The organism is Streptomyces sp. NBC_01481, from assembly GCF_026339995.1.
GTDB lineage: Bacteria > Actinomycetota > Actinomycetes > Streptomycetales > Streptomycetaceae > Streptomyces.
This window is the reverse complement of record NZ_JAPEPT010000002.1, coordinates 1,124,584-1,151,537: the sequence shown is the minus strand read 5'-3', so window position 1 is coordinate 1,151,537 and position 26,954 is coordinate 1,124,584. Positions and strand designations below refer to the sequence as shown.

Annotated in this window: 23 protein-coding genes; 11 read left to right on the top strand and 12 right to left on the bottom strand. The window is 70.3% G+C overall.

What is annotated here, in order from left to right; genetic code table 11:
• The first annotated feature begins 52 nt into the window (after positions 1 to 52).
• Entirely contained in the window at positions 53 to 1,690 is a 1,638-nt protein-coding gene (locus OOK40_RS15935; protein WP_266481288.1) for a DNA repair helicase XPB, read from the top strand.
• A gap of 437 nt (positions 1,691 to 2,127) precedes the next feature.
• Here OOK40_RS15935 and OOK40_RS15930 read toward each other — a convergent pair whose 3' ends face one another.
• The gene (locus tag OOK40_RS15930; protein ID WP_266481270.1) at positions 2,128 to 2,322 is read right to left on the bottom strand and encodes a hypothetical protein; all 195 of its coding nucleotides are present in this window, start codon (positions 2,320 to 2,322) and stop codon (positions 2,128 to 2,130) included.
• A 361-nt stretch (positions 2,323 to 2,683) separates the two neighbouring features.
• Between OOK40_RS15930 and OOK40_RS15925 the strand changes: the two genes are divergently transcribed.
• Positions 2,684 to 4,789, top strand: a complete 2,106-nt coding sequence (locus OOK40_RS15925; protein WP_266481268.1) for a UvrD-helicase domain-containing protein — start codon at positions 2,684 to 2,686, stop codon at positions 4,787 to 4,789.
• A gap of 264 nt (positions 4,790 to 5,053) precedes the next feature.
• On the opposite strand, the gene OOK40_RS15920 is transcribed toward OOK40_RS15925, so the two are convergent.
• A complete protein-coding gene (locus OOK40_RS15920; protein ID WP_266481266.1) occupies positions 5,054 to 5,743 on the bottom strand; it encodes a copper homeostasis protein CutC in 690 nt (229 codons plus the stop codon).
• A 175-nt stretch (positions 5,744 to 5,918) separates the two neighbouring features.
• On the opposite strand from OOK40_RS15920, the gene OOK40_RS15915 reads away from it, so the two are divergent.
• Positions 5,919 to 8,144 carry a cation-translocating P-type ATPase gene (locus tag OOK40_RS15915; RefSeq protein ID WP_266481264.1) on the top strand — a complete coding sequence of 742 codons (2,226 nt, stop codon included), beginning with the start codon at positions 5,919 to 5,921 and terminating at the stop codon, positions 8,142 to 8,144.
• 195 nt (positions 8,145 to 8,339) lie between these two features.
• Here OOK40_RS15915 and OOK40_RS15910 read toward each other — a convergent pair whose 3' ends face one another.
• Together OOK40_RS15910 and OOK40_RS15905 are read right to left on the bottom strand one after the other, a co-directional pair.
• Entirely contained in the window at positions 8,340 to 8,717 is a 378-nt protein-coding gene (locus OOK40_RS15910; RefSeq protein ID WP_266481263.1) for a DUF6479 family protein, read from the bottom strand.
• Positions 8,718 to 8,790: 73 nt separating this feature from the next.
• Positions 8,791 to 9,444, bottom strand: coding sequence for a maleylpyruvate isomerase family mycothiol-dependent enzyme (locus tag OOK40_RS15905; RefSeq protein WP_266481261.1), 654 nt, complete (start codon positions 9,442 to 9,444; stop codon positions 8,791 to 8,793).
• A 66-nt stretch (positions 9,445 to 9,510) separates the two neighbouring features.
• On the opposite strand from OOK40_RS15905, the gene OOK40_RS15900 reads away from it, so the two are divergent.
• Entirely contained in the window at positions 9,511 to 10,155 is a 645-nt protein-coding gene (locus OOK40_RS15900) for a hypothetical protein (protein WP_266481259.1), read from the top strand.
• Positions 10,156 to 10,262: 107 nt separating this feature from the next.
• Positions 10,263 to 10,871, top strand: a complete 609-nt coding sequence (locus OOK40_RS15895) for a Uma2 family endonuclease (RefSeq protein ID WP_266481256.1) — start codon at positions 10,263 to 10,265, stop codon at positions 10,869 to 10,871.
• A gap of 19 nt (positions 10,872 to 10,890) precedes the next feature.
• On the opposite strand, the gene OOK40_RS15890 is transcribed toward OOK40_RS15895, so the two are convergent.
• Positions 10,891 to 11,157, bottom strand: coding sequence for a DUF4031 domain-containing protein (locus OOK40_RS15890; RefSeq protein WP_266481253.1), 267 nt, complete (start codon positions 11,155 to 11,157; stop codon positions 10,891 to 10,893).
• On the bottom strand, positions 11,154 to 11,510 hold the full coding sequence (locus tag OOK40_RS15885) for a hypothetical protein (RefSeq protein ID WP_266481250.1): 357 nt from the start codon (positions 11,508 to 11,510) through the stop codon (positions 11,154 to 11,156). Before OOK40_RS15885 ends, OOK40_RS15890 begins: the two co-directional genes overlap by 4 nt.
• 77 nt (positions 11,511 to 11,587) lie before the next feature.
• Between OOK40_RS15885 and OOK40_RS15880 the strand changes: the two genes are divergently transcribed.
• From OOK40_RS15880 to OOK40_RS15860, 5 genes are all read left to right on the top strand, one after another.
• Complete coding sequence (locus OOK40_RS15880) at positions 11,588 to 12,505, top strand: MurR/RpiR family transcriptional regulator (RefSeq protein WP_266481247.1); 918 nt, start codon at positions 11,588 to 11,590, stop codon at positions 12,503 to 12,505.
• Positions 12,506 to 12,760: 255 nt separating this feature from the next.
• The gene (gene murQ, locus OOK40_RS15875) at positions 12,761 to 13,744 is read left to right on the top strand and encodes an N-acetylmuramic acid 6-phosphate etherase (RefSeq protein ID WP_266481244.1); all 984 of its coding nucleotides are present in this window, start codon (positions 12,761 to 12,763) and stop codon (positions 13,742 to 13,744) included.
• Positions 13,745 to 13,801: 57 nt separating this feature from the next.
• Positions 13,802 to 15,298, top strand: coding sequence for a PTS transporter subunit EIIC (locus OOK40_RS15870; RefSeq protein WP_266481242.1), 1,497 nt, complete (start codon positions 13,802 to 13,804; stop codon positions 15,296 to 15,298).
• A 288-nt stretch (positions 15,299 to 15,586) separates the two neighbouring features.
• Entirely contained in the window at positions 15,587 to 17,278 is a 1,692-nt protein-coding gene (locus OOK40_RS15865) for a hypothetical protein (protein WP_266481239.1), read from the top strand.
• A 28-nt stretch (positions 17,279 to 17,306) separates the two neighbouring features.
• Entirely contained in the window at positions 17,307 to 18,962 is a 1,656-nt protein-coding gene (locus tag OOK40_RS15860) for a hypothetical protein (protein ID WP_266481237.1), read from the top strand.
• 75 nt (positions 18,963 to 19,037) lie between these two features.
• Here OOK40_RS15860 and OOK40_RS15855 read toward each other — a convergent pair whose 3' ends face one another.
• The gene (locus OOK40_RS15855; protein WP_266481235.1) at positions 19,038 to 19,682 is read right to left on the bottom strand and encodes a DUF4232 domain-containing protein; all 645 of its coding nucleotides are present in this window, start codon (positions 19,680 to 19,682) and stop codon (positions 19,038 to 19,040) included.
• A 234-nt stretch (positions 19,683 to 19,916) separates the two neighbouring features.
• Here OOK40_RS15855 and OOK40_RS15850 point away from each other — a divergent pair, with 234 nt between their 5' ends.
• Positions 19,917 to 20,795, top strand: coding sequence for a CAP domain-containing protein (locus OOK40_RS15850; protein ID WP_266481232.1), 879 nt, complete (start codon positions 19,917 to 19,919; stop codon positions 20,793 to 20,795).
• Positions 20,796 to 20,833: 38 nt separating this feature from the next.
• Here OOK40_RS15850 and OOK40_RS15845 read toward each other — a convergent pair whose 3' ends face one another.
• The 5 genes from OOK40_RS15845 to thrC form a co-directional block, all read right to left on the bottom strand.
• A complete protein-coding gene (locus OOK40_RS15845; protein ID WP_266481229.1) occupies positions 20,834 to 22,279 on the bottom strand; it encodes a sigma-70 family RNA polymerase sigma factor in 1,446 nt (481 codons plus the stop codon).
• Between the two features lie 457 nt (positions 22,280 to 22,736).
• Complete coding sequence (gene groL, locus OOK40_RS15840; RefSeq protein WP_266481227.1) at positions 22,737 to 24,359, bottom strand: chaperonin GroEL; 1,623 nt, start codon at positions 24,357 to 24,359, stop codon at positions 22,737 to 22,739.
• A gap of 362 nt (positions 24,360 to 24,721) precedes the next feature.
• Entirely contained in the window at positions 24,722 to 24,925 is a 204-nt protein-coding gene (locus OOK40_RS15835; protein ID WP_005315736.1) for a cold-shock protein, read from the bottom strand.
• 438 nt (positions 24,926 to 25,363) lie between these two features.
• Positions 25,364 to 25,639 (bottom strand): MoaD/ThiS family protein, encoded by a 276-nt coding sequence (locus OOK40_RS15830; RefSeq protein ID WP_142217854.1) that lies wholly within the window; start codon positions 25,637 to 25,639, stop codon positions 25,364 to 25,366.
• 23 nt (positions 25,640 to 25,662) lie between these two features.
• Positions 25,663 to 26,946, bottom strand: coding sequence for a threonine synthase (gene thrC / locus OOK40_RS15825; RefSeq protein ID WP_266481214.1), 1,284 nt, complete (start codon positions 26,944 to 26,946; stop codon positions 25,663 to 25,665).
• Positions 26,947 to 26,954: the final 8 nt, after the last annotated feature.

The window sequence follows — 26,954 nt, the reverse complement described above, 5'->3', positions numbered from 1 at the left end:
CGTGGCCGCGTACGGCACACTGGAGGTTTGGCCTCACCGAAAGGGCGCAGGTGTGAACGGACCCCTCATCGTCCAAAGCGACAAGACCCTCCTCCTCGAAGTCGACCACGAGCTGGCGGGCGACTGCCGTCGCGCCATCGCGCCCTTCGCGGAGCTGGAGCGCGCCCCCGAGCACATCCACACCTACCGGGTCACCCCGCTCGGCCTGTGGAACGCCCGGGCCGCCGGGCACGACGCCGAGCAGGTCGTCGACGCGCTCGTGGCGTACTCCCGCTACCCCGTCCCGCACGCCCTCCTCGTGGATGTCGCCGAGACGATGGCCCGCTACGGCCGGCTCACCCTCTCCAAGCACCCCACCCACGGACTCGTGCTGACCTCCACCGACCGGCCCGTCCTGGAGGAGATCCTCCGGTCCAAGAAGGTCCAGCCGCTGGTCGGGAACCGGATCGACCCGGACACCGTGGTCGTGCACCCCTCCGAGCGCGGGCAGATCAAGCAGACGCTGCTGAAGCTGGGCTGGCCCGCCGAGGACCTCGCCGGTTACGTCGACGGCGAGGCGCACGCCATCGAGCTGGACGAGACCGGCTGGGCGCTGCGCCCGTACCAGAAGCAGGCCGTCGAGGGCTTCTGGCACGGCGGTTCGGGCGTGGTCGTGCTGCCCTGCGGCGCGGGCAAGACGCTCGTCGGCGCCGGTGCGATGGCGCAGGCCAAGGCAACCACCCTGATCCTGGTCACCAACACCGTCTCCGCCCGGCAGTGGAAGCACGAGCTGGTGAAGCGCACGTCACTGACCGAGGACGAGATCGGTGAGTACAGCGGTACGAAGAAGGAGATCCGCCCCGTCACCATCGCGACCTATCAGGTGCTGACGACGAAGCGGAAGGGGATCTATCCCCACCTGGAGCTCTTCGACTCCCGCGACTGGGGGCTGATCCTCTACGACGAGGTGCATCTGCTGCCCGCCCCGGTGTTCAAGTTCACGGCGGACCTCCAGGCCCGGCGGAGGCTCGGTCTGACCGCCACGCTCGTACGGGAGGACGGGCGCGAGTCGGACGTCTTCTCGCTGATCGGGCCGAAGCGTTTCGACGCGCCGTGGAAGGAGATCGAGGCGCAGGGCTACATCGCGCCCGCGGACTGTGTGGAGGTCCGGGTCAACCTCACCGACGCCGAGCGGCTCGCGTACGCCACGGCCGAGACGGAGGAGAAGTACCGCTTCTGCGCCACCACCGCGACCAAGCGGAAGGTGACGGAGGCGCTGGTCCAGCGCTTCGCGGGCCAGCAGATCCTGGTCATCGGCCAGTACATCGACCAGCTCGACGAGCTGGGCGAGCATCTGAACGCGCCGGTCATCAAGGGCGAGACGTCCAACGCGCAGCGCGAGAAGCTCTTCGAGGCGTTCCGGCAGGGCGAGATCTCCGTGCTGGTCGTCTCCAAGGTCGCGAACTTCTCCATCGACCTGCCGGAGGCGACCGTCGCCATCCAGGTGTCCGGCACCTTCGGCTCCCGCCAGGAGGAGGCCCAGAGGCTCGGCCGGGTCCTCCGCCCCAAGGCGGACGGGCACCAGGCCCACTTCTACTCGGTGGTCGCCCGGGACACGATCGACCAGGACTTCGCGGCGCACCGCCAGCGCTTCCTGGCGGAACAGGGGTACGCGTACCGGATCGTGGACGCGGACGAACTGCTGGGCTAGCAGGACTGCCGGGCGCACCGTCCGCAGCGGTGCCCGTGCCCGGACGGTGATCAGCAGGCAGGGGACGAGCAGATACGTGTGGAGTGCCGGTTCGAGCCAGAGGCCGGCGGCGAGGGTGATGAGCACCAGCGGCGGCCGCGCAGAGCGTCTGGCGAACCGGAAGAGCGCGAGAGTGGCTGCGGAGAGTAAACGCGGGGTCACGTTCCGGAACTTCACGGCGCGACCCTACAAGGTCCTGTCCGGTCGATCAGGCCGGATCAGTGAGCGGCCCGCCGCGGAGCGGCTGATGTCACTGCGGTGCGTGCGATTGCAAGGCGGAGGAAGGAGCCGACGCGGAGCGTCGGCGACTGACGACAACGCGGCAGATGTGCGTGCCAGGGCACGCGAGCCCGGCAAGATCGGCCGGACCGGGCCTGGGGGGATCGGCAACGGCAGGGTCAGCGGCGGCGGACGCCAGCCTCCTCCGCGTACTCGCCGAGGACGGCGACGCTGAAGACGGCCTGGGCGTAGACCTTGACGACGCGCAGCGCGTTGCCGAGGCGATGCGGGGAATGGTGGGTGGAGCCGGTGGCGGTCGCGCCGTGGCTGGGATGGGGGATGTGGGCGCCTGGGGTGAAGGTTGCTGTGCTCATAACTCCATGATGGATTTCCGGCCGGCGTATGGCATCGATCTGCGGTCTGAACCCGGCGGTCGCCGGTGTACGACTCCAGGCATAGGCCGTCCCCTACGGGGAGGATGCGCGGCCTCCACCCGGGCGGGGGCCGGACCGGGCGGCGGGAAAACCATTCGCGCCCGGTGCTCGCCCTGACTAAACTCCCCGTCTTCCCCGCCTCCCTCGCAGGAGCGCCGCCGCCCGGACGGAAACCGGCCGGTCCGCCATGTCGTGATCCACCACGCCGTGATCAACCCTGTCGTGATCCACCATGCCGTGATCAATCACGCCGTGATCCACCACGCCGTGATCCACGCAGCATCCGTCCGGAGGCAAACCCGTGCCCGCGCACGCACCCGACACCGACCCCCTCGCCCGCGAGAGAGCCCATCTCACCGCGTCCCGCTCCGCGTTGCGCGCGATGCGCGAGGACGTCCAGGCCCTCGACATCCGCGACGTCACCGCGAACTGGGTCAACGCCGCCGTCCTCCAGCGCCAGATCGAGGACCGCATCAAGGCGCTCGCCGACCTCTCCCACACCCCGCTCTTCTTCGGCCGCCTCGACTATCTGCACATGGTCGGCGCGGCGCTGGCCGAGGGCGCATCAAGAGGGGCGGCGCGGAGCGCCTCGGGCAAGGGTGGTGGTGGGCGACGGGAGGGCGAACGCTTCTACATCGGCCGCCGCCACGTCCACGACGCGGACGGCGACCCGATGGTGATCGACTGGCGCGCGCCGGTGTCGCAGCCGTTCTACCGGGCGTCCAGGAAGGACCCGCAGGACGTCGGTCTGCGGCGGCGCTTCGGGTACACGGGCGGCGACCTCACGGCGTACGAGGACGAGCATCTGACCGATCCGGCGGAGCAGCAGCGCACCAGCAAACTGCTCCAGGCCGAGATCGAAAGGCCGCGTGTGGGCCCGATGCGGGACATCGTCGCCACCATCCAGCCGGAGCAGGACGAGATCGTACGGTCCGGGCTCGGCGGCACGGTGTGTGTGCAGGGCGGCCCCGGCACCGGGAAGACGGCGGTGGGGCTGCACCGGGTCGCGTATCTGCTGTACGCGCACCGGGAGCGGCTGGCGAAGACGGGGACGCTGGTCATCGGGCCGAACCGTTCCTTCCTGCACTACATCGAGCAAGTCCTCCCGGCGCTGGGCGAGTTGGAGGTCAAGCAGGCCACGGTCGACGACCTGGTCGCGCATGTGGAAGTGCGGGGCACCGACCCGGCGGACGCGGCGGTCGTCAAGGGTGACGCGCGGATGGCGGAAGTGCTGCGGCGGGCCGTCCACTCCCATGTCACGCTGCCGACGGAGCCGCTGATGGTCGTACGCGGCTCGCGCAGGTGGCGCATTCCGGCGTACGAACTCGAAGAGATCGTGCGGGAGTTGCTGGACCGTGACATCCGCTACGGCGCGGCCCGCGAGGCCCTTCCGCAGCGCATCGCGCACGCGGTCCTCGTCCGCATGGAACAGTCGGGCGAGGCCCCGGACGACCGGGTGCAGGACGCGGTGGCGCGCAACACCGCGGTCAAGGCGGCGGTGAAGGCGGTCTGGCCGCCGGTGGACCCGGCGAAACTCGTACTTCGGCTGCTGTCCGACCCGGAATTCCTCGCGGCACACGCGGACGGTGTGCTGACCGCGGACGAGCAGAAGACGATCCTGTGGACCAGGCCCGCACGCAGCGTCCGGGCCGCGACGTGGTCCCTGGCGGACGCGGTACTCATCGACGAGGCGACGGACCTGGTGCAGCGCACGCACTCGCTCGGCCATGTCGTACTCGACGAGGCGCAGGACCTGTCCCCGATGCAGTACCGCGCGGTGGGCCGCCGCTGCACCACGGGCTCGGCGACGGTCCTCGGCGACCTGGCGCAGGGCACGACCCCGTGGGCGACGGGGAGTTGGCAGGAGGCCCTGACCCATCTCGGCAAGCCGGACGCGGCTGTGGAGGAACTGACGGCGGGCTTCCGCGTCCCGCGCGAGGTCATCGCGTACGCGTCCCGGCTGCTCCCGCACATGTCCCCCGGCCTGGCGGAGGTCACATCCGTCCGTGAGTCGCCGGGCTCGCTGTCGGTCCGCGAGGTGGAGGTGGGGGACCTGGACGCGGCGGTGGTGGCGGCGTGCGAGGAGTCCCTGCGGCACGAGGGCTCCATCGGCCTGATCGCGGCGGACGCGCGGGTCCCGTCGCTGGCCGCGGCCCTGACGTCGGCGGGCCATGCGTATCTCGCGCCGGGCGAGGAGACGACGACGGAGTCCCGGCTGACGCTGGTTCCGGCGTCGCTGGCGAAGGGCCTGGAGTACGACTACGTGGTCCTCGACGAGCCGTCGGCGGTCGTTGACGGCGAACCGGACGAACGCACGGGGCTGCGCCGGCTGTACGTGGCGCTGACGAGGGCGGTGTCGGGGCTGAGGGTGGTGCATGCGGCGGGGTTGCCGGGGGAGTTGGGGTAACCGGGGCTCCGCCCCGGACCCCGCGCCTCAAACTCCCCCAGACTTCGTCCGGGGGGACCCCCACGAGGCTGGAAGTTCCGCCGGTCGGCCTGAATTTTCAGGCCGACCGGCGGAAAATCAGCCCGTCCGGCGTTTGAGGACATGCGGCCGAAGGTCCCATCCGGGGTCTGGGGCTTGCCCCAGTTCGGGATGGGGGTACCTCCCACGGCCGCCAGGCCGTAGGGGGAGGGCGGGGTGGGGAACAGGCCCGCCGCAGGCGCAGCCCTACGCGTCCAGCGCGTCCCGCCACCCCCCTACCGCCCCCGGGTCGACCCCCGCCCCCCAACCCCCCGGCCTCGCCGCCCCCCCGATGTGGAACGCGTCCACCCCCGCCCCCCGCAGCACCGGCACATGGTCCAGGCGCAGCCCGCCCCCGACCAGGATCTGCGGCTCGTAGCCCGGCTCGCCCCTCCTCGCCGCCTCCGCGGCCAGCGTCGGCAGGCCGTCGTCGACGCCCGACGCCGAGCCCGCCGTGAGGTAGGTGTCCAGGCCCGGCAGGTCCGCGAGCTGCTTGCGGAGTGCGTCGCGGTCCGCCGCGCGGTCGATCGCGCGGTGGAACGTCCAGCGGCAGCCGTCGAGTTCGGCGAGGAGCCGTTCGACCGTCACCAGGTCGGGCATGCCGTCCTCGCCCAGGAAGCCGAGGACGAATTCGTCGGCGCCCTCCGCACGCAGCCCCCGCGCGGCGCGTACGAGCGCGTCGGCGTCGCCCGCCTCGAAGCCGTCCGCGAGGCGCAGCATCACGCGCAGCGGGATGTCCACGGCCGCGCGGATGCTCGCGAACGTCTCCCTGGACGGTGTCAGCCCGTCCGACGCCATGTCGCTGACCAGCTCCAGCCGGTCCGCCCCTCCGGACTGGGCCGCGACCGCGTCCTCCGCGTCGAGAGCGATCACCTCCAGGACTGCACGGTTGCTCATGGAACCCCATTCCTCATACAGGTCTAGTCCAATGCGAAGCCTAATGCGCATGCACCGCGCAAGCAGCCGTACGAACCTCCCGCATCGGAATCGAGCCTTGCGCCACATACACCCGGGGGGTATACATGAGATCGAGAACTACCCCCTGGGGGTATAGTCCGATACGGGAGGAACCGTGCCACCCACCGCCACCCCCACCCACGTCGAACTCGCCATCGGCGGCATGACCTGCGCCTCCTGCGCGGCCCGTATCGAGAAGAAGCTGAACCGCATGGACGGCGTCGAGGCAACCGTGAATTACGCCACGGAGAAGGCGAAGGTCAGCCTCCACGCCCCGGACGTCTCCGTGGACGACCTGATCGCCACGGTCGAGGCGACCGGCTACACCGCCGCCGAACCGGCGCCCACGCCCCCGGAAGCCGTGCACGAGGACGACGGGCTGCGCGACCTCCGCGAGCGCCTCACCACCGCCGTCGTCCTCGCCGTACCCGTGATCGCCATGGCGATGGTGCCCGCCCTGCAGATCGAGTACTGGCAGTGGCTCTCCCTCACCCTCGCCGCCCCCGTCGTCACCTACGCCGCGTGGCCGTTCCACCGCGCCGCCTTCACCAACGCACGGCACGGCGCCGCGACCATGGACACGCTGATATCCCTGGGCACTTCGGCCGCGTTCCTGTGGTCCGTATGGGCGCTGTTCTTCGGGACCGCCGGTATGCCCGGCATGGTCCACCCCTTCGAGCTGACGATCTCCCGCAGTGACGGCGCCGGGAACATCTATCTCGAGGCCGCGGCCGGCGTCACGGCCTTCATCCTGGCCGGGCGGTACTTCGAGGCCCGCTCCAAGCGCAAGGCCGGCGCCGCCCTGAAGGCCCTGCTCGAACTCGGCGCCAAGGAGGTCACCGTTCTGCGTGACGGACGTGAAGTCACGCTTCCCACCGCCGAGTTGAAGGTCGCGGACCGCTTCCTCGTACGCCCCGGGGAGAAGATCGCCACCGACGGCACCGTCGTCGAAGGCGCCTCAGCCGTCGACGCCTCCATGCTCACCGGCGAGTCCGTACCGGTGGAGGTCTCCACCGGCGACACCGTCACCGGCGCCACTCTCAACGCCGGCGGCCGCCTCGTCGTCGAGGCCACTCGGGTCGGCGCCGACACCCAGCTGGCCAGGATGGCCCGGCTCGTGCAGGACGCGCAGAACGGCAAGGCCGCGGTCCAGCGCCTCGCCGACAGGATCTCCGCGGTGTTCGTGCCCGTCGTGATCGCGCTCGCCATGGCCACCCTCGGCTTCTGGCTCGGCACCGGCGCCGGGCCGGGTGCCGCGTTCACCGCCGCCGTCGCCGTACTGATCATCGCCTGCCCGTGCGCGCTCGGCCTGGCCACACCGACCGCGCTGATGGTCGGTACGGGCCGCGGCGCCCAGCTCGGCATCCTCATCAAGGGCCCCGAGGTCCTGGAGAGCACGCGCCGCGTCGACACGATCGTGCTGGACAAGACGGGCACGGTCACCACCGGCCGGATGACCCTCCTCGCGGTCCACACCAGCCACGACGAGGCCGAAGTGCTGCGCCTGGCAGGGGCGTTGGAGCACGCGTCCGAGCACCCGATCGCCCGTGCCGTCGCCGACGCGGCTCTGCGCAGGACCGGCACACTCCCCGCGCCCGAGGACTTCGTGAACATCCCCGGCCTCGGTGTTCAGGGCAGGGTCGAGGGCCGGGCCGTGCTGGTCGGCCGTGCCCGACTGCTCGACGACCGGGAGATCCGCCTCCCCGCCGCTCTGGAGCGGGCGAAGGCGGAAGCGGAGGCCGCGGGCCGTACCGCCATCGCCGTCGCCTGGGACGGCGAGGCCCGCGCCGTCCTGGAGATCGCGGACGCCGTCAGGCCCACCAGCGCCGAAGCCGTCGGCCGCCTGCGGGGGCTCGGCCTCACTCCGATCCTGCTGACCGGCGACAACAGGGCGGTCGCCGAGTCCGTCGCCGCCGAGGTGGGCATCGGTGAGGTCGTCGCCGAGGTGCTGCCCGAGGACAAGGTCGCCGTCGTCAAGCGTCTGCAGGCCGAGGGCCGATCCGTGGCGATGGTCGGCGACGGTGTCAACGATGCCGCCGCCCTCGCCCAGGCGGACCTGGGCCTCGCCATGGGCACGGGCACGGACGCGGCCATCGAGGCGGGAGACCTCACGCTCGTACGGGGCGACCTGCGGGCGGCCGCCGACGCGATCCGGCTCTCGCGCAGGACGCTCGGCACGATCCGCTCGAACCTCTTCTGGGCCTTCGCGTACAACGTCGCGGCACTGCCGCTCGCCGCCGCGGGCCTGCTCAACCCGATGATCGCGGGCGCGGCGATGGCCTTCTCGTCGGTCTTCGTCGTGGGCAACTCACTGCGCCTGCGCCGCTTCCGGGCGGCCTAGGCCGTGTCTGACAAATAGCGCCGTCCGCCCGCAGGGCGGGGTGCGCGGCGTCCGGTGCGTGCAATCGCAAGGCGGAGGATCATCCTCGTACTGGACGTACTTGGATGACTCCGACAACGCAGCGAGTGTGCGTGCCGGGCGTCGCGCACCAGGCGAGATTTGTCAGACACGGCCTAGGGCGTGTGCGGGGCGGCCTCAGCCGCCCAGGCCGCCGCTCCCGAACGCCCCGCCGCCCGCGTTCTTCCCGTGCTTCGGCCGCTCGTCGGGGCCCTTGCCGGAGTCGTGAGTGCTGTGGGTCTTCAGGTTGTACGGGAGGAGCCGCCCCTCGTGGGGGAAGTCGTCCTCGTCCTCGTCCCGGACCTCCTCGATGTGCTCACGATGGTCGGGGGTGGTCGGCTGCTCCTCGGGGCGGGGCGGAACCAATTGCTCCCGCCGCCTCGCCTCCCGCCACATGGCACCTCCGAGGAGGGCCACGATGACGATTCCGATGAGGACCAGACCGGCTCCGGCCAGGTGCGCACCCTCCGCCAGCTCGATACCCGAGCTGCTCTGGGCGATCATCACAGCGTTCATGTCGGCTGCCTCCGCACAGGGAACGGCACGGCACACATGCCCTTTGCTGCCATTATCGCCCGTTACCGCCACTTCAGCCGAAGTAGACGAGGTCCTTCTCGACGGCACCCGTGAGCTCGTAGCGCGTCCCGGTCAGCGGGCGGCCCGCCACCAGCCGGATCAGCGTGGAGGCCGGTCCCGTGTACGTGGCGGGGTCGGGGCTGTCCGCGCCGAGGACGAGCGGTGCGTCGTGGCCGTCCAGCCGGGCCAGCAGCGGCTGGCTCCTGCGGACCCGGGTCAGCGCGGCGAGCAGCTCCAGCGCGTACGGCAGGCCCTCGCCCTCGTACGCCCCCGGCTCGCCGAAGGCCTCCCGTACATCCCCGGCATGCACCCACTCCCCGAGCGCGACCGCGTCCAGCCTCCCGTGCACCGCCTTCTCGATGACCGGGCCCGCCTCGGTCATGCCGCGCTCCAGCTCGTCCACGACACGGGAGTTGGACCACTCGGCCCGCTCGGCGATGTCGCGGTCGTTGGCCTCGGGGCTGAACACCCCCTCCTCGAACCGCGTCTCCACCACCCGCATCAGCGCCGAACTGCAATGCGCGAGCACATGACGCACGGTCCAGCCGGGGCAGCAGCTACGGAGCGCGAAGTCCTCGTCGGGACGGGCGCGCAGCAAGGGGATCAGGACGTCGCGCTCGGTGCGCAGCAGCCGTCCGGGAAGCTCGGGGTCGCGTACGGATTCCATGGCGCCCAGCCAACCGCATGGAGACGGCCGCCGACAGCTGTCTGCCCGCCGCTTTAGGCTCGCCGTATGACCGCCGCATCCGTGGACCTCCGCGACCGCTGGACGAAGACCCTCATCGCCGCCCGCGGCGGCGCGAGCGCGCCGGATCCGGCGCCGTACGCCGAGAATCTGCTCGCCCGCTGGTCGGAGCCGCAGCGCCACTACCACACGGTGGATCACCTGACGGCGATGCTGCTCCACATCGACGCCCTTCAGGAGTACGCCGCCGACGCGGACCTGGTCCGTCTCGCGGCCTGGTTCCACGACGCGGTCTATCTCCCTGAACGCTCGGAGAACGAGGAACGCTCGGCCCGCCTCGCCGAACGCGCCCTGGCCGAGGCGGGCCTCCCCCCTGAGAGCACGGCCGAGGTCGCCCGCCTGGTCCGCCTGACGATCACCCACGCCCCTGCGCCGGACGACACCAACGGCCAGGTCCTGTGCGACGCGGACCTGGCGATCCTGGCCTCGGCCCCGGAGCCGTACGCCGCATACACCGCCGCGGTCCGCGAGGAGTACGTCTTCGTCCCGGCCGACGCCTTCCGCGCGGGCCGTGCGGCGGTGCTGCGGCAGCTTCTTGACCTGCCGCGGCTGTTCCACACGCCGTACGGGCAGACGCACTGGGAGGCGGCGGCCCGCGAGAACTTGAAGGCGGAGCTGGCGTCGCTCCTCTGACTCTGTGCGGTGATCACACGTTCGTGGGACGCTGACGTAAGCAGCCTCGCGAGGTGGTGGCCGCACCCTACGTTGCCCTGGCAGGGCCACAGAAAGGGGACCTCACGATGACCGCTGCACTGGTCGAGCCCGAGCTGTCGGAGGAAGACATGCCGTCGTGGGACTACCTGCTGAGCACGTGGCAGGAGCTGGACGTGCCAGAGGGTTGGCGCGCCGAGATCGACGAAGGGCTGATCACCTTGGTGCCGCCGCCGGACGACGGACACAATCTCATCGCTGAGCAGGTGCACTGGGCGCTGCGCAACGCCGCCCCCGAGGGCTGGGGGGTGTACCAGACCCTCGGCCTGTTCATCTACCGCCTGGAGCGGCTCTACATCCCGGACCTCGTCGTCGTCCCGAAGAAACTCCTCGCGGAACGCGCGAAGAAGAAGGAGAAGGCCCCGCTGGCCGCGGCCGAGGCAGCGCTGGCGGTGGAGATCACGTCGAAGAGCAACGCCTCGCACGATCGGTCGTCCAAGCTGAGCGCGTACGCGTCCGGGGCTGTCCCGCTGTATCTGCTGATCGACCGTTACGACGAGGGCGGGCCGTCAGTCACGCTCTTCTCCGAGCCGCGCAACGGCATGTACCGCACCGGATTGCGCAAGCCTTTCGGCGAGCCTGTCCCGTTGCCGGAGCCATTCAGCACCGAGCTGGACACCTCGGAGTTCATCGCCTGATCTCCGCCGGGGCGGCCCCTTACACGAGCCGCCCCTTCCGCCTGCGCAGCCCCGCCTTCGTCAGCAGTTCGACCACCTCGCGACTCGACACCTCCACCGCACCCGCCGCCACCGCGTCCCCGTACCGGTGCGACGGGACGTCGTAGTGGTCCCGTTCGAACGCTCGCGCCGGGCAGCCGATCGACGCCGCGAACGCGTGCAGTTCCTCGTGCGAGACGTCGCTGACCAGGTGCGACCACATCCGGCCGTGGCCCGGCCAGGTCGGGGGATCGATGTAGAGGGTCACCGAAGGCCGCCGACCGGCGCGACGACGACGCCCGCCTTCGCGCAGACCCAGTGCGGATCCGGCCCCAGTTCCGGTTCGACGTCCAGCGCGTGCGGGTCGCCCGCGTTGCAGACCGGGCAGAGCGGCCAGCGGCCGTGCCGCTCCAGGAGGGCGTCCTGGACGTCCTGGGCGACCAGGCCGGGGAGGAACTCGATGCCGTCCGGCCACTGCTCGACCCACCAGCGGCGGTGTGTCACCGCGTCCTCGACCAGCGAGACCACCCCGGCGTCGGCCACATCGCGGGCGGCCAGGTCGGCGAGGACCAGCGCGCGGGCGGCGTGCAGGGCCTGCTCCAGGGGGTTCGGGTCGTCCATACAGTCATTGTCCCCCAGCTCCCCGGCCGGGTCCCGAAGGGTTGACGGCGACGGAATCCCGAAAATATCTTTCAAGAGTGACCAATCCAGTGAAGGAAATTTTCAGCGGTGACGCCCCGCCCGCCCCCGCCGCCCTCGCGGCCAAGGTGCGGACCCTGGCGCCGTCCATGACCCGCTCCATGCAGCGGGTGGCCGAAGCCGTCGCCGACGATCCGGCCGGCTGCGCGGCTCTCACGGTCACCGGTCTCGCCGAGCTCACCGGCACGAGCGAGGCCACAGTGGTCCGCACCGCGCGCCTCCTCGGCTACCCCGGATACCGCGATCTGCGCCTCGCGCTCGCCGGGCTCGCCGCCCACCAGCAGTCGGGCCGCGCCCCCGCCGTCACCGCGGACATCGCCGTCGACGACCCCATCGCGGACGTCGTCGCCAAGCTCGCGTACGACGAGCAGCAGACCCTCGCCGACACGGCCGCCGGGCTCGACACCGTACAGCTGGGCGCGGCCGTCGCCGCCGCGGCGACCGCCCGGCGGATCGACATCTACGGCGTCGGCGCGTCCTCCCTCGTCGGCATGGACCTGGCGCAGAAACTGCTGCGTATCGGCCTCGTCGCGCACGCCCACTGCGATCCCCACCTCGCCGTCACCAACGCCGTGCAGCTGCGTTCCGGCGACGTGGCCATCGCGATCACCCACTCCGGATCCACCGGCGACGTCATCGAGCCGCTGCGCGTCGCCTTCGACCGCGGCGCCACGACCGTCGCGATCACCGGCCGCCCGGACGGACCCGTTTCGCAGTACGCCGACCATGTGCTGACCACCTCCACCGCCCGCGAGAGCGAGCTGCGCCCGGCGGCCATGTCGTCCCGTACGAGTCAACTGCTGGTCGTCGACTGCCTGTTCATAGGCATCGCACAACGTACGTACGAGACGGCGGCCCCTGCCCTCGCCGCCTCGTACGAGGCCCTGGCCCACCGGCACAGCCCGCGCAACCGCTGAGACGGCCTAGGTCGTGTCTTCAAAGTCCCGTCTGCCTGGCGACGCCTGGCACGCACCCTCGCCGCGTTGTCGTCAGTCGCCGATGCTCCGCATGGACTCTCCCCCTGCCTTCGGCGGGGGGACCCCCATCCTCCGGCCTGCGATCGCACGCACCAGACGCCGCCAGGCCCGCCCTTCGGGCGGACGACGCTACTTTGAAGACACTCCCTAGCGCACCGACCCCCCACGCAGACCGAGAAAGCAGAGCCGCTCTCCATGACCTCCACGTCCTCCGCCTCGTCGTCCGGGTCGTCCTCCCCGTCCCGGGATTCCGCCTCCTACGGTGAGCTCCGCGCCGAGCTGGCCGCCCTCACCACCGAGGCGTTCCGGCCCGAACTCGCCGACATCGACCGGCTGCCCACGCTCGAAATCGCCCGGATCATGAACGGCGAGGACGAGACCGTCCCCGCCGCCGTCGCCGCGCTGCTTCCGGGGATCGCCGCCGCCATCGACGCCACCGCCGAGCGGATGTCCCGCGGCGGCCGGCTCGTCTACGCGGGCGCGGGCACGGCGGGACGCCTCGGCGTCCTGGACGCGAGCGAGTGCCCGCCCACCTTCAACACCGACCCGGCCGAGGTCGTGGGCCTGATAGCGGGCGGACCCGACGCCATGGTCACGGCGGTCGAAGGCGCCGAGGACAGCAAGGAACTGGCCGCCGCCGACCTGGACGCGCTGCGGCTGACCGCCGACGACACGGTGGTCGGGGTCTCCGCATCGGGCCGTACGCCGTACGCCGTCGGCGCGGTGGAGCACGCCCGCACCCGCGGCGCGCTCACCATCGGCCTCTCCTGCAACGCGGGCAGCGCGCTCGGCACGGCCGCCGACCATGGCATCGAGGTCGTCGTCGGCCCCGAACTGCTCACCGGATCAACCCGGTTGAAGGCCGGTACGGCGCAGAAGCTGGTCCTCAACATGATCTCGACGATCACCATGATCCGGCTCGGCAAGACCTACGGAAACCTGATGGTGGACGTCCGCGCCTCCAACGAGAAGCTGCGCGCCCGGTCGCGGCGGATCGTAGCGCTGGCCACGGGGGCGTCCGACGAGGAGATAGAGGCCGCACTCGCCGCGACGGACGGAGAGGTGAAGAACGCGATCCTCACCATCCTCGGCGGGGTCGACGGCCCCACCGCGGCACGCCTCCTGACCGAGAGCCAGGGCCACCTTCGCGCCGCCCTGCAGTCGGCTCGTATGCACTGAACATCCCCCGGTCACCCCCGGGCACCCCCGCACCCCCCACAGCAAGGGCCCACGCACATGCCCGACGAGAAGAACAGCGCCATCGCCGCCGCCATCCTCCCCCTGGTCGGCGGCGCCCGGAACATCACCTCCGTCGCCCACTGCATGACTCGGCTCCGCCTCGGTCTGCGCGACCGCTCCCTCGTACGGGAAGAGGAGCTGAAGGCGCTCCCGGCCGTACTGGGCGTGGTCGAGGACGACACGTACCAGATCGTGCTGGGCCCGGGCACGGTCGCCCGCGTCACTCCGGAGTTCGAGGCGCTCGTGGCCTCCGTGCCGGGGACCGCGGAGGATCTGGCCGACCGGGGCGCGGCCATCAAGGCAGCCAGGTCGGCCAGGAACTCCACCCCGTTCAAGCTCTTCCTGCGCCGTATCGCGAACATCTTCGTGCCGCTGATCCCGGCACTCATCGGCTGCGGCATCATCGCCGGGCTGAACGGCGTCATGACCAACATGGGATGGCTGCCCGCGGTCGTCCCCGCTCTCACCGCCATGGCCGCCGGATTCATGTCGCTGATCGCGGTCTTCGTCGGCTACAACACGGCGAAGGAGTTCGGCGGCACGCCGGTGCTCGGCGGCGCGGTCGCCGCGATCATCGTCTTCCCCGGCATCGCGGACATCGAGGCCTTCGGCCAGAAGCTCTCCCCCGGCCAGGGCGGAGTGCTGGGCGCACTGGCCGCGGCGGTCCTCGCGGTGTACGTCGAGAAATGGTGCAGGCGCTGGGTCCCCGAGGCTCTCGACGTCCTGGTCACACCCACCCTCACTGTTCTGGTCTCAGGACTGGTCACCATCTTCGGCCTGATGTTCGTGGCCGGTGAGGTCTCCACCGCGATCGGCGGCTTCGCCAACTGGCTGCTGGCCAACGGCGGCGCGGGCGCGGGCTTCGTCCTCGGCGGCCTGTTCCTGCCGCTGGTCATGCTCGGCCTGCACCAGGCGCTGATCCCGATCCACACGACGCTGATCGAGCAGCAGGGTTTCACCGTCCTGCTGCCGATCCTCGCGATGGCGGGCGCGGGCCAGGTCGGCGCGGCGGCCGCGGTCTACGTCCGCCTCCCGCACAACACCTCGATCCGCACCACCATCAAGTCCGCACTCCCGGCCGGTTTCCTGGGCGTCGGCGAGCCGCTGATCTACGGCGTCTCGCTGCCACTGGGCCGCCCGTTCATCACGGCCTGCGTGGGCGGAGCGTGCGGCGGCGGCTTCGTCGGCCTGTTCAACATGCTCGGCGACACGGTCGGCTCCACGGCGATCGGCCCCTCGGGCTGGGCCCTGTTCCCGTTGCTCGACGGCAACAGGGGGGTGGGCGAGACGGTGGCGGTGTATGCGGGCGGGCTGGTGGTGGGTTACCTGGTGGGCTTCCTGGCGACGTACTGGTTCGGCTTTACGCGACCGATGCTGGCGGAGCTGAACGCGGAAAATCAGCCCCTCCGGCGTTTGGGGAGCGGGGTCTCGGGCGGAGCCCCCCACCCGGCGGAGCCGCACAATGTCACGGCGGGAAAGGCGGGCAGGGGCTGAATCGATGTGCGGCTCCGCCGCCCCCGTCGCGGGATCGTGGCCTTCACAGCGTCCCCGCGGACCTCCTGCGTCGCGCCAGCACCCATGCGTACAGCAGATGCGCCACCGCCTCGCCCGCCACCAGCAGAACGACCAGCCAGGGGGCGAGATGCTCCCCGAAGAGAACGACCTTTTCTTCTGGCAGGCAAGCGGCCCGGCCGGTTATGGTGCGTCCCTACGCGATCACTCAGCATCGCTCGCGGCGCCGGATCCCGGCGGCCGCTTCATGACCTGTGGGGGGTCCATTTCATGCGCCCAGCGCGCCTGTTTCCGCATGCCGCCGTGCGTGCGGCGACCGTATTCGCACTTTCGGCGGGGCTGACACTCCCCGTCCTGGCGACAGCGCCCGCCGCGTACGCGGCCGACGCGGCCGAGGTGCCGGTCACCCGTACCGACACCTTCGACGACGGCCGGCTCGATATCGGCCTTCCGTTCAACGCCCTGTGGGTGAAGGTCAATGTGCTCGCTCCCGGCGCACAGCCCGACGCCGCGCCGCTCATCTCCACCGACAAGCTTTCCTGGCACGACCACAGCGGTGGCAAGCCCGGCGGCTGGGCCACCGAACAGCCACTGCGGCTGCCCGAGGGAACCGCGTTCGGCGACTACCCGGTGACGGTGGACTACCGCATGCCCGGGGGAACGGTGCAGCACTGGGCGGGCGACGGCAGGCTCAGCTACAAGCCGCACACCGGCGTGTCCCGCCTCGCCTTCGACCGTGAATCCACCGACTACGACCACCGCGACACCGTGCTGACCGGCACCGCGACCACCCTCGACCCGTCCACCGGCCTGCGCACACCCGCGCCCGAGGGGACGAAGATCAAGGTCAACTTCCGTCTGTACGGCACCGACTGGACCGATCTCCCGAAGACGGCGGCCGTCACCGGCGCCGAGGGCGGCTTCTCGCTGCCCCTCACCCCGGGCGCGTCGGTGCGCGGCGGCGAAGCCACCGTCGAGGCGGCCCCCGGCACCGACCCGGACGAGGGCTTCCCGGTCCCCGAACTGCCGGTCTCCAAGACGAAGTACCGGATCTCCGCCGACCTCGACAAGAGGCGGGTCCACAAAGGGGATGCCGTCACGGTCACCGGACGTGCCGAGCGCCTGACCGCGGGCGGCTGGCAGCCGTTCACCGGCGCGACCGTCATCTCGACCCCGCGGGAGCCGGACACCTGGCACCACGAGACCGGCCCGGTCTGGGGCAGCTCCACGGTGCGCGCGGACGGCTCGTTCACGTACCCGGCGAAGGCGGAGTACTCGACCAGCCTCCACACGTACCTCAAGCCCAGCGTCTACTACACCGATCTGCCGTACGACCGCGGTGACGTCGCGGTCCCGAAGCCGTTCACGTACACCAACGTCAAGATCACGCTCGACCCGTACGGGAAGGTCAGGGCGAGCGGCCGGCTGACAGCCGACTGGTGCTGGGACGAGCGCCTGACCCTGCAGTACTCGGCGGACGGCAAGAAGTGGGCCAACCTGCGCACGGTCGTCGCCGGGAACGGCAATGCGGGCTACTGCCCCTTCACCATCGAGAGCTACGGCTTCGTCAACGCGTACTACCGCGTCGCACACGACGAGACCGACACCTTCCTCGCGCAGACCAGCACACCGGTCCACCTGACCCGGGTCCTGACCCGCTTCACGTCCTTCTCCGTCACCCCCACGCGCCCGGCCAAGAACGCCAGGTTCACCGCGTCGGGCACGCTCCAGCACTACACGGGCGGCAGGTGGCAGAGCTACAAGGGCGCCCAGGTGATGCTGGTCTTCAAGCCCAAGGGCGACACCAAGTGGTACTGGGTGACCAAGGGCTCCACCGGTACGAGCGGCAAGTACAGCCTCAGAGGCATCGGTTACCAGGACGGCAGCTGGGCCGTGGTCCTGCAGCCGGACGCCAAGCACTTCTACAGCGAGACGAAGGCGAAGTACGTCGATGTCCGCTGACCGCCGCACTTCCCGACGGGAGACCCTCGTGCCCAAGCGCACGCTCACCCTGCTCACCGCGGTCGCGGCGCTGTCCGTCTCCGTGCTCCCCATCGCTCCGGCCGCCTTCGCCGAGGAAGCCTCCCCGGTCGGCATCGGCCCGGCCGGCACCCTCGACACCGAGCGCGGGCTGTTCGCTGTGACCGCCTGGACCGATACCGCGGGAGCGGACATCGTTTCCGTGTCCGCGAAGGTGCGCAGCGGGCAGACCGTCGTCGCCGAGGTACCGAGCCTGACCGAACTGTCCTGGCCCAAGGGCCGGTTCCAGGTGCCCGAGAGCGCGGTGCTCAAGCTGGCCGAGGACGGTGGGACCGTCCCGGCGATCGGACGGTACTCGATCGATGTGACCGCCACCGACAGCAAGGGCGGCACGACCACCCGCCAGGACGCCGGCGTCCTCGACTTCACGCTGCGGCCGCAGTTCACGGAGATGCACCCGGACGCGCAGACCAGCCGCGAGGACCGTTCCCTGCGGATGACGACGCGGCTCGTGGGCGTGCAGCCGGGCAGCGGCGACACCGTCCCGCTGGCCAGCCGTGAGGTGAGCTTCACCCGTAAGTACGACAACGCCAAGCCGGAGCGGGACACGACGCTGAACGCGGTCACCGGTGAAACGGGCGAGGTCGCGAGCCCCGAGTTCGGTATGGAGAACTGGGCGAGCTTCGAGGCCCGGTACACCGAGGACAGCGAGGTGGCGCGCGGCTCGGCATACGAGTACGAGCGTCCCTCCATCACCCCGTACAAGGTCGAACTGACCGCCCAGGCGGACAAGACCCGCGCCCTGCCGGGCGAGACGGTCACGGTCACCGGCCGGGCGACGCATGAGGGGGTCGCGGTGCCCGGCACCTCGGTCCGCGTCAGCCTCGGCAACGACGGGCGTGGCACCGCGTGGGGCGAGACGGTCACCACGGACACCGACGGCCGCTTCACCGCGAAGCTGACCGGCACGCCCGGCATCCGGCTGAGCGGCTGGGTCGCGGAGGCCGCCGAGTTCTACGTCACCGGGCACGTCTCCGGGCCGCTCGCGCTGCCCGCCGAGTCACGGATCGACAAGGTGGTCTCCAAGCTCGCGGCAGACGGCAAGGTGACGGTCACGGGCACCTTCCGGAACACCTACGACCGGGAAGACCGCTTCGACTACGAGCCGGTCCAGCTCGACTTCTCGGCGGACGGCAGGACGGGCTGGAAGAAGGTCGCCGTCACGAAGGCGTCCTACTACTACCAGGCGATGACGCTGAACACGGGCACCACGACCGGCGGTTACTACCGGGTGCACCACGTGCTCAGTGACAACTTCACCGAGAGCTTCGGCCCGGTCGTCCGGCTCAGCCGCACCCAGACCCGCGTGGTATCTGTGAACGCCTCACCCGAGCCGGTGGCGAAGGGCGCCACGGTCACTGTCACGGGCGTGCTCCAGCAGAGCGCCGGCGGGTGGAAGGCGTACGCGTCGCAGCCCGTGAAGCTCTACTTCCTGGCGAAGGGCTACAAGACCTGGTCCCTGGTCGCCTCGGGCAAGACGGACTCCAAGGGCCGGGCCACGCTCAAGGGCAAGGCGGGCAAGGACGGTTCGTGGGTGATCCGCTACGCCGGGGACACCGCGCATTTCAACAGCACGGCGGTGGCCGACTTCGTCGACGTCCGCTGAGGCCATACCGACAGCCGAGGGCGGCACCCCACCTCGGGGGGGGCCGCCCTCTGGGACGCCCTCCTCCTGAGCCGCCTACAGGCTGAGCGCGTCCTCCGCGTTGCTCATCCAGGCAGTCACGGAGTTCTTGTCGGGCGACACGTACAGGCCGGGAGTCGACGCCTTGAGCGGCTTCTGCTCCAGGTCGGACTCGGTGTTCATGGTCATGGCGATCGAGTTGACGGTCTTGCCCTTGCCGTCGTTGGCGCCGCCCATGAGCCCGGCGTAGGCCGACTCGCCGGGCTTGAGCCTGATCGCGTCCGCGATGCCTGGGGCCTTTCCGCGCTCCGTCGCCGCGCCGTCCAGGTCGCCGAAGGTCACGATCGGGTGGCCCAGCACCTTGCACGGCTTGCCGCTCTTGTTGGTGATCTTCAGCAGGTAGCTGCTGGTCGTGGGCTCCGCCAGGGTCGCGATGAACGTCACGTCGTACGTGCTGCACGGAAAGACGGCGTAGTCGGGGTCCGCCGACGAACCGCCATCGCCGCCGGAGGCGCCCTTGCCCGGGGACTTGGACGGGGTTGCCGGCTTCGCCGGGGTCACGGGCTTCGACGGGCCGGCGGTCGCCTTGTCGGCTCCGCTCGGCTTCCCTCCCGAACCCTCGGCTGCGGGCTCACAGGCCGTCAGGGCCAGTGCCGATACGGCGGCGAGCGCGACGGCGGCTCTGCGAACGTTGGTCCTCATCTGATGTCCCCCCGATTGAGAAGCGCGAGTGCGCTGACAGAGCACGAGCTTCCCGTACGACCTTCACAGATTGGTGACGGCGTCTTGCCGAAACCACCACGAAAGCGCACGCCGGCCGGCAACTGGGGTGTGCGCCACCGCCAGGCGTTTCTCAGAAACCGTTATGGCGTCGTCCTCAGCCGCTCTCCCCTATGCCGGACCGACCGGCGGAGTACGGATGAGAGCGGAGACTCCATGCACCACCGAGACGAGGACACCCGGTTCCTGGACCCGGCGACCGGCCGCGACAGCACCCGCGAGGGCCGGGGCGGACGACGGAGAGCGGGCGCGGGGCGCCACGGGCGTCGGGGCAGGGCAGGCGGTCGACCGGTGGCCGCAATCGCGGTGGCCGGCACCGTCGCGGTCGCGGTCGTCGCGGGCGGAGTCTTCGCCCTGAGCGGCAGTGACGAAGACTCCGCCAGTACCCGGGCCGCAGCCTCCGTGCAGCAGGCGCCGGCGGATGCCTCCGTCGGCGGCGTCTCGAAGGCTTCGCCCACGCCCACGGCATCCGTCCCGCCGTCCGCCGTTCCTTCCGCAACTTCCCGTAAGACAAAGGGCCCTACCGCCAAGCCCAGCGCCGCGGCCCGCCGCACGGCCGGGCCAAGGACCGCTCCCGCGCAGCGCAGGCAGCAGTCCGCCCCGGCCCGTGCGGGCGCGGGCGCCCCCGCCGCGGGAACCCCCGCAACCGGCAAGGCCGCCGACTACGTCCAGCGGATCGCCGCCCTGGTCAACGCCGAACGCGCCAAGGCCGGTTGCTCGCCCCTGCGCGTCGACCGCCGGGTTCAGGCCGCCGCCCAGGCGCACGCCGACGACATGGCAGCCCGCAACTACTACGAGCACGTCAGCCCGGAGGGGCGGCATGCCGACGACCGGATGAAGACCGCCGGCTATCCCGCAGGCAAGTGGGGGGAGAACATACACAAAGGACCGAAGGACCCGGTCTCCGCGATGCGTGACTGGATGGACAGCCCCGGGCACCGCGAGAACATACTGGACTGCGGGTTCAAGGATCTCGGCGTCGGCGTGAACTTCAGCGCGAACGGCACCTGGTGGGTACAGAACTTCGGCGGCTGACCGGACAGGACCTAAGCACCCTGACGGACGGTGCGGGCTCAGGCCGGCGCGGCGAGGTTCTGGACCCACACCGTCCCGTCGGGACCGGGTACGGCAGCCACGCCGGTGTCCCGGTACCGGCAGTCGAGCATGTTGTCCTGATGGATCGAGCCGTCCATCCAGTCACCGACCACCGTCGCGGGTTCGCCGGGACCCTGGTCCAGATTCTCGGCCCACGGGCCCACTTCGTATCCGGCTGCCGAGATCCGCGCGTCGGCATGGCGTCCCTCCAGGTCGGCATGGTCGAAGTAGCCACGCGCCACCATGTCCTTGGCGTGCTTGCGGGCCGCGGCGCTGAGTCGCGGATCGATCCGCAGCGGCGCGCAGCCGGCCTCGGCACGCCGGGAGTTGACCAGGGCGGTGAGGCGTTCCTCAAGGCTCGCCGCGGACGGGGACGGCTTGGGGGGCTTCGGGGGCTTCGGGACGGGTGAGGCGGTGGGGGTCGGCGTGGGTGTCGGACTGGGGCTGCGGGTGGGTTTCGGGGCCGTGGCAGAGGGCGGAGCCGCCACCGGGGCCGGGTCGGCCGGGGTCTTCGCCGTGGGCCACACCAGGGCGAGGAGGAGTCCGGCGACCACGACCCCGCCTACCGCCGCCGCCACAGCGGGTACTTTCAGCCCTCCGCCTGCTGCGGCGGTCGGGTCCCCGGGCTGCCCCGTCCCGGCGAAGTCCCCGTGGCCGGCCGCCCCGAACTGGCCGTGCGGAACGGGAGGGTAGCCGTCGCGCGGGACCACCATCGCCATGCCGGCCAGCAGTCCCTCTGCGGGTACGAGCTCCGACCAGTGCCCCGAGCAGCCGGCGCACCCGCGAACATGCCTGGCGATCCGCTTGCGCCACACCGGCGAGGGCTGTCCGTCCCAGGCCGCGGTGACATCGGCCAATTCGGAGCAGCACGGCTCGGTGGCCAGCGCACGGGCGACGACGCGGCCCAGTTCCAGCTGGGTCTTCATCCGCTGGATGCGGACCGCGGCGTGCTGCGGAGTGACGCCCAGCGCCTCGGCCAGCTCGGCACGGCTCAGTTGTCCCGCGGCCTCCTGCCACCACAGGGCCAGCAGTTCACGATCGCTCTCGTCGAGCCAGCGGGTCGCCTCGGCGACCTCGCGGCGCTGGCCGGACAGCCCCAGCCGCAGGATGGTGAGATCCACGAAGTCACCAGTCGGGTCGGCGGTCTCCGCCACGCGGTCCAGCGGTGCTGTCGCCGTCTGCTGCTGGAGCGTCCAGCGCCGGCGTATCTGATTCATCGCGATCGCGACCAGCCAGGAGCGGAAACGGGAGGGGTCGCGCAGCCCGCCGAGTCCGTCGAGCGCGCGGAACATGGTCTCCTGCACCACGTCGTCGACGTCCGCATGGCCGTCCAGTGCCCGGCCGACGATGTTGTAGACAAGGGGAAGGTAGTCGGCGACCAACCGCTCGCGGGCCTGCTGGTCCCCCGCCCTCGCATCCGTCACCAGTTCCGGACGGTACCTGTCGTCCCTGTGCATACGTGCCCTCGCCCATTGCCTGTTCGACCCCGTCGCTCAGGGTCCTGCCCCCGAGGAGACCCGTCGGCGCCGATCGGATAACACAAACCCGGCTGGGGCGTGTTTTGGAAGTAGCGCCGTCCGCCCGAAGGGCGGGCCCCGCGGCGTCTGGTGCGTGCAGTCGCAAGGCGGTGGGGGCACCCCCGGACGAAGTCTGGGGGAGATCGCCCTCGTACTGGACGTACTTGGGCGACTCCGACAACACCGCGAGTGCGCGTGCCAGGCGTCGCGGGGTGGGGGTACCTCCCAGGCGAAGCTCTGGGGGAGAGACTTCTCAAACACGCCCCAGCCCTCCCCGGGCCGGGATCCTGAAACGCCCGAGGGCGGTACCCCCCTGGGAGTGGGGGTACCGCCCTCGGTCAGGACCGGGTCCGAGCCGTCAGGCTCAGAAGTCCATGTCACCGCCCGGCATGCCGCCCGGAGCGGCGGCGCCCGCCTTCTCCGGCTTGTCGGCGATGACGGCCTCGGTGGTCAGGAACAGCGCCGCGATGGAGGCCGCGTTCTGCAGGGCAGAGCGGGTCACCTTCGCGGGGTCGATGATGCCCTCGGCGATCATGTCGACGTACTCGCCGGTCGCGGCGTTCAGACCGTGGCCGACAGCCAGGTTGCGCACCTTCTCGACCACGACGCCGCCCTCGAGACCACCGTTGACGGCGATCTGCTTGAGCGGGGCCTCCAGCGCGAGCTTCACGGCGTTGGCGCCGGTCGCCTCGTCACCCTCGAGGTCGAGCTTCTCGAAGACCGAGGAAGCCTGGAGCAGAGCCACGCCACCACCGGCGACGATGCCCTCCTCGACGGCCGCCTTCGCGTTGCGAACGGCGTCCTCGATGCGGTGCTTGCGCTCCTTGAGCTCCACCTCGGTCGCGGCACCGGCCTTGATGACGGCCACGCCGCCGGCCAGCTTCGCGAGGCGCTCCTGGAGCTTCTCACGGTCGTAGTCCGAGTCGGAGTTCTCGATCTCGGCACGGATCTGGTTGACGCGACCGGCGACCTGGTCGCTCTCACCGGAGCCGTCGACGATCGTGGTCTCGTCCTTGGTGATGACGACCTTGCGGGCGCGGCCCAGCAGGTCCAGGCCGGCGTTCTCGAGCTTGAGACCGACCTCCTCGGAGATGACCGTGCCGCCCGTGAGGATGGCGATGTCGTTCAGCATCGCCTTGCGGCGGTCGCCAAAGCCCGGAGCCTTGACGGCGACGGACTTGAAGGTGCCACGGATCTTGTTCACGACGAGCGTGGACAGGGCCTCGCCCTCGACGTCCTCGGCGATGATCAGCAGCGGCTTGCCGGACTGCATGACCTTCTCCAGCAGCGGAAGGAGGTCCTTCACGTTGCTGACCTTGGAGTTGACGATCAGGATGTACGGGTCGTCGAGCGACGCCTCCATACGCTCCATGTCGGTGGCGAAGTACGCCGAGATGTAGCCCTTGTCGAAGCGCATACCCTCGGTGAGTTCCAGCTCCAGACCGAAGGTCTGGGACTCCTCGACGGTGATGACGCCTTCCTTGCCGACCTTGTCCATCGCCTCGGCAATGAGCTCGCCGATCTGGGTGTCGGCGGCGGAGATGGAGGCCGTCGAAGCGATCTGCTCCTTGGTCTCCACGTCCTTGGCCTGCTCCAGCAGGGCGCCGGAGACGGCCTCGACGGCCTTCTCGATGCCGCGCTTGAGGGCCATCGGGTTGGCGCCGGCCGCCACGTTGCGCAGGCCCTCGCGGACGAGCGCCTGGGCGAGAACGGTCGCGGTGGTCGTACCGTCACCGGCGACGTCGTCCGTCTTCTTGGCGACTTCCTTGACCAGCTCGGCGCCGATCTTCTCGTACGGGTCCTCGAGCTCGATCTCCTTGGCGATGGATACACCATCGTTGGTGATCGTGGGGGCGCCCCACTTCTTCTCGAGGACGACGTTGCGGCCCTTGGGGCCAAGGGTGACCTTGACGGCGTCGGCGAGCTGGTTCATCCCGCGCTCGAGACCGCGCCGTGCCTCCTCGTCGAACGCGATGATCTTGGCCATGTGAAGTGGTCCTCCCGGACTGGGGTGGATTCTCCGGACCGCGCTGGCGCCCGCGACGGACGGCCTGAGAGCCGTGCGGTTCCTTGCCCCGCCGACCCTTCGGGCCTCACCGACCCGGTCCTTAAGCTGTCACTCTCACCTGCAGAGTGCTAACGCCAATGATTAGCACTCGGCACATGAGAGTGCAAGCGGCTCGAAGAGCCTCGATGAGGGGTGGTGGTCGGGCGACGGGTGGGCGCAAGCGGCTCCGACACATCGTGGACACGGCCGGGGACGCACGAAGGGCCCGCATCCCCCTAGGATGCGGGCCCTTCGTGCGTGAGTGTGTCGCGTGAGTGCGTCGGTGGCCGATCGCGCCGAGATCAGACGGCGAGCTTGACCATGTCCGCCTGCGGCCCCTTCTGGCCCTGCGAGATCTCGAACTCGACCCGCTGACCCTCTTCAAGGGTGCGGTATCCGTCCATCTGGATCGCGCTGTAGTGGACGAAAACATCCGCACCACCGTCGACCGCGATGAAGCCGTACCCCTTCTCCGCGTTGAACCACTTGACGGTGCCCTGAGCCATGCCTAACTCCCCTATTACTGGCCCTTGCACAGGACCGCACTTCGCGGACCCGGGTCAGACCTCACCCTCCCGACAGGAAGGAGAGTGTGCGCCGGAACGCGTCGACCGCGGCTGAATGTATCTGCCCAACTGCCCTCTGCAACAGGTCAATCAGACGAGAAATCTGGGCACGCGCGATCGGATGATTGAACTGAATTCAAGAAATTCCGGGGCAAGTCGGGCCCGGCAAATGGCACTTGAGGGTGCATTTCGATCGAACACATTGGCTGCTTCTTGATGGGCCAGGGCGCATTCTCATATGCGGTCGGCACAAGCAGCGGAGGGGGCTTCCCCAACTGTACCGCGCTCAACCATACAGAATTGCCCCCTCCGCTTCTCTTGCGGAGGGGGCACTGTGTCGATTAGCGGCTGACGCCGCGGGTGCTCACGCTGGGTAGCTCAGCCGCCGGCGACGGCGGGAATGATCGAAACGCCCGCACCGTCCGGGGTCGCCGTCTCGAGACCCTGCTCGAAACGGACGTCGTCGTCGTTCACGTACACGTTCACGAAACGGCGCAGCTTGCCCTGGTCGTCCAGGACGCGCGCGGCGATGCCCGTGTGGTTCTTCTCCAGGTCCGCGATCACCTCGGAGAGCGTCGCGCCCTCCGCCGGGACCTCGGCCTGACCGCCCGTGTACGTACGGAGAATGGTGGGGATGCGGACGTTCACGCTCATGGTGTTCTGCCTTCCGTAGGTAGTCAGCGGGCCAGGCCGGCGTCGCGGAACGCCTCGAGGCTCGGGCGGATGGTCGCCGTGGGGCCGGTCGTCGGGGCAACGGCGTCAAGGGTCTTGAGACCGTCGCCGGTGTTGAGCACGACCGTGGTGAGCGCCGGATCGAGCAGGCCCTGCTCGATCAGTTTCTTCGCCACGCCCACGGTCACGCCACCCGCGGTCTCCGCGAAGATGCCCTCGGTCCGCGCGAGCAGCTTGATCGCGTCGACGACCTGCTCGTCATTGACGTCCTCGACCGCACCGCCCGTGCGGCGCGCGATGTCCAGTACATACGGGCCGTCGGCGGGGTTGCCGATGGCCAGCGACTTGGCGATGGTGTTCGGCTTCTGCGGCCGTACGACATCGTGCCCGGCCTTGAAGGCCGTCGACACCGGAGAGCAGCCCTCGGCCTGCGCGCCGAAGATCTTGTAGGGCTTGTCCTCAACGAGGCCGAGCTTGATCAGCTCCTGCAGTCCCTTGTCGATCTTCGTGAGCTGCGAGCCGGAGGCGATCGGGACGACGATCTGGTCGGGCAGCCGCCAGCCGAGCTGCTCACAGATCTCGTACGCCAGCGTCTTGGAGCCCTCGCCGTAGTACGGGCGGAGGTTGACGTTGACGAAGCCCCAGCCCTCGCCCAGCGGGTCGCCGATGAGCTCGGAGCAGAAGCGGTTGACGTCGTCGTAGTTGCCCTCGATGCCGACCAGCTCGCCGCCGTACACCGCGGCCATGACGACCTTGCCCTGCTCCAGGTCGTGCGGGATGAACACGCAGGAGCGGAAGCCCGCCCGGGCCGCGGCCGCGCCCACCGCGCCGGCGAGGTTGCCGGTGGAGGAGCAGGAGAGCGTCGTGAAGCCGAAGGCGCGCGCGGCCTCGACGGCGATCGCGACGACACGGTCCTTGAAGGAGTGCGTCGGGTTGCCGGAGTCGTCCTTGATGTACAGGCCGCCAGTGACGCCCAGCTCACGGGCGAGGTTGTCGGCCTTGACGAGCTTGGTGAAGCCGGGGTTGATGTTCGGCTTCTCGGCCACGTCGGCGGGGACGGGCAGCAGCGGGGCGTAGCGCCAGATGTTGTTCGGACCCGCTTCGATCCGCTTCCTCAGCGCCTCGGGGTCGTCCGCCGGCAGGTCGTAGGCGACTTCGAGCGGCCCGAAACAGGAGGCACAGGCGAAGATCGGGCCGAGGTCGAAACGCTCTCCGCACTCGCGGCACGAGAGCGCCGCGGCGGGACCGAGATTCACGGGGGTGGTGCTTGCGACAGTCTGCACAGCCATGGTGGCGA

Excerpts from the sequence above, each read along its gene's own strand:
- OOK40_RS15930 (WP_266481270.1), bottom strand. The coding sequence starts at position 2,322 with ATGAGCACAGCAACCTTCACCCCAGGCGCCCACATCCCCCATCCCAGC.
- OOK40_RS15920 (WP_266481266.1), bottom strand. The coding sequence starts at position 5,743 with ATGAGCAACCGTGCAGTCCTGGAGGTGATCGCTCTCGACGCGGAGGAC.
- OOK40_RS15910 (WP_266481263.1), bottom strand. The coding sequence starts at position 8,717 with ATGAACGCTGTGATGATCGCCCAGAGCAGCTCGGGTATCGAGCTGGCG.
- OOK40_RS15905 (WP_266481261.1), bottom strand. The coding sequence starts at position 9,444 with ATGGAATCCGTACGCGACCCCGAGCTTCCCGGACGGCTGCTGCGCACC.
- OOK40_RS15900 (WP_266481259.1), top strand. The coding sequence starts at position 9,511 with ATGACCGCCGCATCCGTGGACCTCCGCGACCGCTGGACGAAGACCCTC.
- OOK40_RS15895 (WP_266481256.1), top strand. The coding sequence starts at position 10,263 with ATGACCGCTGCACTGGTCGAGCCCGAGCTGTCGGAGGAAGACATGCCG.
- OOK40_RS15885 (WP_266481250.1), bottom strand. The coding sequence starts at position 11,510 with ATGGACGACCCGAACCCCCTGGAGCAGGCCCTGCACGCCGCCCGCGCG.
- murQ (WP_266481244.1), top strand. The coding sequence starts at position 12,761 with ATGACCTCCACGTCCTCCGCCTCGTCGTCCGGGTCGTCCTCCCCGTCC.
- OOK40_RS15870 (WP_266481242.1), top strand. The coding sequence starts at position 13,802 with ATGCCCGACGAGAAGAACAGCGCCATCGCCGCCGCCATCCTCCCCCTG.
- OOK40_RS15865 (WP_266481239.1), top strand. The coding sequence starts at position 15,587 with ATGCGCCCAGCGCGCCTGTTTCCGCATGCCGCCGTGCGTGCGGCGACC.
- OOK40_RS15855 (WP_266481235.1), bottom strand. The coding sequence starts at position 19,682 with ATGAGGACCAACGTTCGCAGAGCCGCCGTCGCGCTCGCCGCCGTATCG.
- OOK40_RS15850 (WP_266481232.1), top strand. The coding sequence starts at position 19,917 with ATGCACCACCGAGACGAGGACACCCGGTTCCTGGACCCGGCGACCGGC.
- groL (WP_266481227.1), bottom strand. The coding sequence starts at position 24,359 with ATGGCCAAGATCATCGCGTTCGACGAGGAGGCACGGCGCGGTCTCGAG.
- OOK40_RS15835 (WP_005315736.1), bottom strand. The coding sequence starts at position 24,925 with ATGGCTCAGGGCACCGTCAAGTGGTTCAACGCGGAGAAGGGGTACGGC.
- OOK40_RS15830 (WP_142217854.1), bottom strand. The coding sequence starts at position 25,639 with ATGAGCGTGAACGTCCGCATCCCCACCATTCTCCGTACGTACACGGGC.
- thrC (WP_266481214.1), bottom strand. The coding sequence starts at position 26,946 with ATGGCTGTGCAGACTGTCGCAAGCACCACCCCCGTGAATCTCGGTCCC.